The organism is Pseudomonas sp. KB_15 (assembly GCF_052114525.1).
GTDB lineage: Bacteria > Pseudomonadota > Gammaproteobacteria > Pseudomonadales > Pseudomonadaceae > Aquipseudomonas.
The window spans coordinates 22,189-28,233 of record NZ_JBFREX010000080.1; the positions used below are offsets into that span (position 1 = coordinate 22,189).

A 6,045-nucleotide genomic window follows, 5' to 3' on the forward strand; every position below is an offset into this window, starting at 1 on the left:
TGTAACTATTTGTTTTTATTTGAATTTGATGTGCTTGATGGCAGATTGGACGAAAATTGAGCAAAGTCCGCAAAGCCGTATGACACAAGGGTTACAGCCGAATGTGCTCAGGTTATCCACAGCCKGGTGCACAGCAGATGTGGGCAAATATGGAATAAGTGGAAAAGCGGCGTGCCCCAAAAGATCGCAGCTCGATCCCATGTAGGAGCTGCCGAAGGCTGCGATCTTTTGCTCTTGTTTTTAGCGCAGCAAGAGAATACGTCCACGACTCAAATCGGCCAGCTGTGACTGCAAGGTATCGATTTGCGCATCGCCTACAGCCAACTGCAACTCGACACCATTGGCGGTGAAACTTTCATCCACAACCAATCCACCTGCCTCCGCCACCCGCAGCTTGACCAAGGCCAACTCGGCAAACCCGCAAGCGCAACGCAGCGGCACCCGGCTGATCAGCTCGACTTTCGGCGCCGCTTGCAGGCATTTATTCGCACCACCGCCATAGGCCCGGGCGAGCCCCCCGGTACCCAGTTGGATGCCGCCATACCAGCGAATCACCAGCACTGCGACCTGGTCGCAATCCTGTGCCTCGATCGCCGCCAGAATCGGCCGGCCAGCCGTGCCGCCGGGCTCGCCATCATCGGTGCTGCGATACTGATCGCCGAGCTTCCACGCCCAGCAATTGTGCGAGGCATTCAAGTCACTGTGCTGTTCGATGAACGCCTGGGCTTCGGCCGGGCTGGAGATTGGCGCGGCGAAGGTAATGAAGCGGCTCTTGCGAATCTCTTCGCGGTATTCGCAAAAACCACTGAGGGTAAAAGACATACGTACCTGAATGGCTACTTAAATGGCAGGTTGCAGGCCGCAGCCCTTGAGAATGATGCGAATCAGGTTATCTCCGGCGTCTTCCATGTCTTGCCTGGTCAACCTGGCGCGCCCGGTGACGCGGCAGATCTGCGTGGCGAAGTCGGCGTAATGCTGGGTGCTGCCCCACAGCAGGAAAATCAGGTGCACCGGATCGACCGGGTCCATTTTGCCAGCGTCGATCCAGGCCTGGAACACGCCCGCACGGCCCTGGAACCAGGCGCGATAATCCTGGTTGAAATACTCGGTCAGGCATTCACCGCCGCTGATGACTTCCATCGCAAAAATCCGCGAGGCTTGCGGCTGGCGGCGGGAGAACTCCATTTTGGCGCGAATGTAACGGGTCAAGGCCTCGGTCGGATCATCCTCGGCCGTGAGGGTGTTGAAGGTGCTGTCCCACAGTTCGATGATGTTGCTCAGCACCGCCACGTACAAACCGAGTTTATTGGTGAAGTAGTAATGCAGGTTCGCCTTGGGCAGCCCTGCGTTCTGGGCGATGGTGTTCATGCTCGTGCCTTTGTACCCGTGACGGGCAAACTCGTCTTCGGCGGCTTTGATGATGGTCTCTTCGTTTTTCTGACGAATGCGGCTGACGGGTTTTCCGCCGTGGGCGGGGACTTCAAAGGTCATAAGCACTTCCGAACTGGTGGATGGGACGGCCAGTGCGTTGATAACGTACCCACCGGCTTCAGACAAGTCCTCACACAATAAAACCCTGCTCCGCAATCTACTGTGGGAGCGGGCTTGCTCGCGAAGGCGGTGTGTCAAACAACATGGATGCTGGATGTACCGGCCTCTTCGCGGGCAAGCCCGCTCCCACAGGTTTCTGTAATCCAACAATTCAGCGAGTCGCCGCGAGACTCTCCAGAAAACTCTCCAGCACCAGATGAGGTCGACGCCCCTTGCGTGTGACCGACGCCAGGCTCAGGTCATAGAAGCGCATTTTGGGTTTCAACGCGCGCAACCGGCCTTGCTGCACCCAAAGACTCGCGTAGTGATCCGGCAGGTAACCGATGTAGCGTCCGGTCAGGATCAGGAAGGCCATGCCTTCGCGGTCCGAGGCACTGGCTGTGCAATTGAGCGCCTGGTAGTGGGCCTGGATCTCAGCCGGCAAACGGAAGGTGGGCGCGATGGCGTCCTGACTGTTCAGGCGTTCGTCGTCCAGTTGTTTGTCGTCGACATAAAACAGCGGATGGCCGACCGCGCAGTACAGCAGCGATCGTTCGCTATACAGCGGTTGATACTCCAGCCCCGACAGTGCGCTGGCCTGCGGCACCACGCCGACGTGCAGGCGGCCATCGAGCACGCCTTGTTCGACTTCATTGGGCGCGATCATGCGGATCTGGATCTGCACATCCGGGCCGCGTTCTTTCAATTGCGCGAGGGCATGGGTGATGCGCATGTGGGGCAGGGTGACCAGGTTGTCCGTCAGACCAATGATCAATTCGCCGCGCAAATGCTGGTGCAGGCCGTTGACCTCGGTGCGGAAGCTTTCCAGTGCACTTAACAGTTGCAACGCCGATTGATAGACCTCGCGGCCTTCTTCGGTCAGGGAAAACCCGGCACGTCCACGTTGGCACAGGCGCAGACCGAGGCGTTGCTCCAGATCGCTCATCTGCTGGCTGATTGCCGAACGACCGATGCCCAGCACGGTTTCCGCCGCGGAGAAGCCGCCGCATTCCACCACGCTGCGAAAGATCCTCAGCAGGCGAATATCAAAGTCGCTGACCTGGGCCAGCGGATCGGGGCGGCGAGTGCTCATGCGGGTTACTCAAAAGTTTAGTGATTGGCTGACTGAACATTAGAAGAGTTGCATTTCACCGACTTTATCCCCGTGGCAATTTAGCTGCAACAACGGTTTTCAATCCTTACGCCGCTTATTGCCTTGCGAGGTTTTGCCCATGAACTTGCCTGAAAACGCCCCGACTTCGCTGGCCAGCCAGCTCAAGCTCGATGCTCACTGGATGCCTTACACCGCCAACCGTAACTTCCAGCGCGACCCGCGCCTGATCGTTGGCGCCGAAGGCAGCTGGCTGATCGACGACAAGGGCCGCAAGGTGTATGACTCGCTGTCGGGTCTGTGGACCTGTGGCGCCGGCCACACCCGCAAGGAAATCCAGGAAGCGGTCGCCAAGCAACTGGGCACGCTCGATTACTCGCCAGCCTTCCAGTACGGTCATCCGTTGTCGTTCCAGCTGGCCGAGAAAATCACCGACCTGACCCCGGGCAACCTGAACCACGTGTTCTTCACCGACTCGGGTTCCGAGTGTGCTGACACCGCGGTGAAGATGGTCCGTGCCTACTGGCGCCTGAAGGGCCAGTCGACCAAGACCAAAATGATCGGCCGTGCCCGTGGCTACCACGGCGTGAATATCGCCGGCACCAGCCTCGGTGGGGTGAACGGCAACCGCAAACTGTTCGGTCAGGCGATGATGGACGTCGACCACCTGCCGCACACTCTGCTGGCAAGCAACGCCTACTCCCGTGGCATGCCGGAACAGGGTGGTATCGCCCTGGCTGACGAACTGCTCAAGCTGATCGAACTGCACGATGCGTCGAACATCGCGGCAGTATTCGTCGAGCCATTGGCCGGTTCCGCTGGCGTGCTGGTTCCACCACAGGGTTACCTCAAGCGTCTGCGTGAAATCTGCGACCAGCACAACATCCTGCTGGTGTTCGACGAAGTGATCACCGGTTTCGGCCGCACCGGCACCATGTTTGGCGCCACCACCTTCGGCGTGACCCCGGACCTGATGTGCATCGCCAAGCAAGTCACCAACGGCGCGATCCCGATGGGCGCGGTGATTGCCAGCTCCGAGATCTACCAGACCTTCATGAATCAGCCGACGCCTGAATACGCGGTTGAGTTCCCGCATGGCTACACCTATTCCGCACACCCGGTGGCTTGCGCCGCGGGCCTGGCAGCGCTTGACCTGCTGCAAAAGGAAAACCTGGTGCAGAGCGTGGCTGAAGTCGCGCCGCATTTCGAAAATGCGCTGCATGGCCTGAAGGGCACCAAGAACATCATCGACATCCGCAACTACGGCCTGGCCGGCGCGATCCAGATCGCTCCACGTGACGGCGACGCCATCGTGCGTCCGTTCGAAGCCGGCATGGCGCTGTGGAAAGCCGGGTTCTACGTACGCTTCGGCGGCGACACCCTGCAGTTCGGCCCAACCTTCAACAGCAAGCCGCAGGATCTGGACCGCCTGTTCGACGCGGTCGGCGAAGTGCTGAGCAAGATCGACTGATTTGACAACACACCTGTAGGAGCGAACCTGCTCGCGATGGACGTTAACGATGATGCGGGCTGCCTGGATGAACGCGGCGCCCTCACCCTCTTCGCGAGCAAGCTCGCTCCTACACAAAGCATCTATATATAGCAGGCGTCATTTCGTAGGCGTCTGTGGACAACTTTTCAGGAGCTTCCATGAGCGTTATTCCGCATTTGATCAATGGCGAACTGGTGACCGAGAACGGTCGCGCAGTTGATGTGTTCAACCCGTCTACCGGTCAGGCAATCCACAAGTTGCCGCTGGCGACCCGCGAAACCATCCAGAGCGCCATCGACGCCGGCAAGGCTGCGTTCCCGGCCTGGCGCAACACGCCGCCGGCCAAGCGAGCCCAGGTGATGTTCCGCTTCAAACAACTGCTGGAGCAGAACGAAGCGCGTATCGCCCAACTGATCAGCGAAGAGCACGGCAAGACCCTGGAAGATGCGGCCGGTGAACTCAAGCGCGGTATCGAGAACGTCGAGTTCGCGTGCGCGGCTCCGGAAATCCTCAAGGGTGAATACAGCCGTAATGTCGGCCCGAACATCGATGCCTGGTCTGACTTCCAGCCGCTGGGCGTAGTGGCCGGTATCACGCCGTTCAATTTCCCGGCCATGGTGCCGCTGTGGATGTACCCGCTCGCAATCGTCTGCGGCAACTGCTTCATCCTCAAGCCATCCGAGCGTGATCCGAGTTCGACACTGTTGATCGCGCAACTGCTGCTCGAAGCGGGTCTGCCGAAAGGCGTGCTGAGCGTGGTGCACGGTGACAAGACTGCAGTGGATGCACTGATCGAGGCGCCGGAAGTCAAAGCGCTGAGCTTCGTCGGTTCGACGCCGATTGCTGAATACATCTATTCCGAAGGCACCAAGCGCGGCAAACGCGTTCAGGCCCTGGGTGGTGCGAAGAACCACGCCGTGCTGATGCCGGATGCAGACCTGGACAACGCTGTCAGCGCACTGATGGGCGCGGCTTACGGTTCTTGCGGTGAACGCTGCATGGCTATCTCCGTGGCCGTGTGTGTCGGTGACCAGGTCGCCGATGCACTGGTGGCCAAACTGGTTCCGCAGATCCAGGCGCTGAAAATCGGTGCCGGTACTTCCTGCGGTCTGGATATGGGCCCTCTGGTGACTGGCCAGGCTCGTGACAAGGTCAGCGGTTATGTAGAAGACGGCGTAGCCGCTGGCGCGAAATTGGTAGTGGATGGTCGTGGCCTGACTGTGGCGGGTCACGAGGAAGGCTTCTTCCTGGGTGGTTGCCTGTTCGACAACGTCACGCCAGAGATGCGCATCTATAAAGAAGAGATCTTCGGGCCGGTGTTGTGCGTTGTTCGGGTCAACAGCCTGGAAGAAGCCATGCAACTGATCAACGATCACGAGTATGGCAACGGCACGTGCATCTTCACCCGTGACGGGGAAGCTGCGCGGTTGTTCTGCGACGAGATCGAAGTCGGCATGGTCGGCGTCAACGTACCGTTGCCGGTGCCGGTCGCCTATCACAGCTTCGGCGGCTGGAAGCGTTCGCTGTTCGGCGACTTGCATGCCTACGGCCCGGATGGCGTGCGTTTCTACACTCGCCGCAAAGCCATCACCCAGCGCTGGCCGCAACGTGCTAGCCATGAAGCTTCGCAGTTCGCGTTCCCTAGCTTGTAAGTAGAAGGGGGCAGAAGGCCGACCCATTGGGTCGGCCTTTTTGTTTTAGAGGCTTTTTTGACCTATATGACAGATTTGTGAAAATAGGTGTTGACGGCAGATCTCAGGTGTCTATAATTCGCCCCACTTCCGGCGCAGTCGAAACGGAAAACTCCTTGGTAAACAAAGAGTTACGCAGTTTTCGGCAGTGGTTGCTTCAGTTCATCGAAGCGCAAAGGAAGTTGAAAAAGAGGTGTTGACAGCAGCGTGTAACGCTGTAG

At 58.9% G+C, this 6,045-nt stretch carries 5 protein-coding genes; 2 read left to right on the plus strand and 3 right to left on the minus strand.

Annotation, left to right across the window (positions count from 1 at the left end):
* Positions 1-240 precede the first annotated feature (240 nt).
* The 3 genes from AB4Z35_RS29345 to AB4Z35_RS29355 form a co-directional block, all read right to left on the minus strand.
* Complete coding sequence (locus AB4Z35_RS29345) at positions 241-822, minus strand: IMPACT family protein (RefSeq protein WP_442101067.1); 582 nt, start codon at positions 820-822, stop codon at positions 241-243.
* Positions 823-840: 18 nt separating this feature from the next.
* Positions 841-1,491, minus strand: coding sequence for a TetR/AcrR family transcriptional regulator (locus AB4Z35_RS29350; RefSeq protein ID WP_007997070.1), 651 nt, complete (start codon positions 1,489-1,491; stop codon positions 841-843).
* 211 nt (positions 1,492-1,702) lie between these two features.
* Positions 1,703-2,623 carry a LysR family transcriptional regulator gene (locus tag AB4Z35_RS29355; RefSeq protein WP_442101068.1) on the minus strand — a complete coding sequence of 307 codons (921 nt, stop codon included), beginning with the start codon at positions 2,621-2,623 and terminating at the stop codon, positions 1,703-1,705.
* 139 nt (positions 2,624-2,762) lie between these two features.
* Here AB4Z35_RS29355 and AB4Z35_RS29360 point away from each other — a divergent pair, with 139 nt between their 5' ends.
* Together AB4Z35_RS29360 and AB4Z35_RS29365 are read left to right on the plus strand one after the other, a co-directional pair.
* The gene (locus tag AB4Z35_RS29360) at positions 2,763-4,112 is read left to right on the plus strand and encodes an aspartate aminotransferase family protein (protein ID WP_442101069.1); all 1,350 of its coding nucleotides are present in this window, start codon (positions 2,763-2,765) and stop codon (positions 4,110-4,112) included.
* Positions 4,113-4,291: 179 nt separating this feature from the next.
* Positions 4,292-5,785: a CoA-acylating methylmalonate-semialdehyde dehydrogenase gene (locus AB4Z35_RS29365; RefSeq protein ID WP_108230323.1), complete on the plus strand. Its 1,494-nt coding sequence runs from the start codon at positions 4,292-4,294 to the stop codon at positions 5,783-5,785.
* The last annotated feature ends 260 nt before the right edge of the window (positions 5,786-6,045 follow it).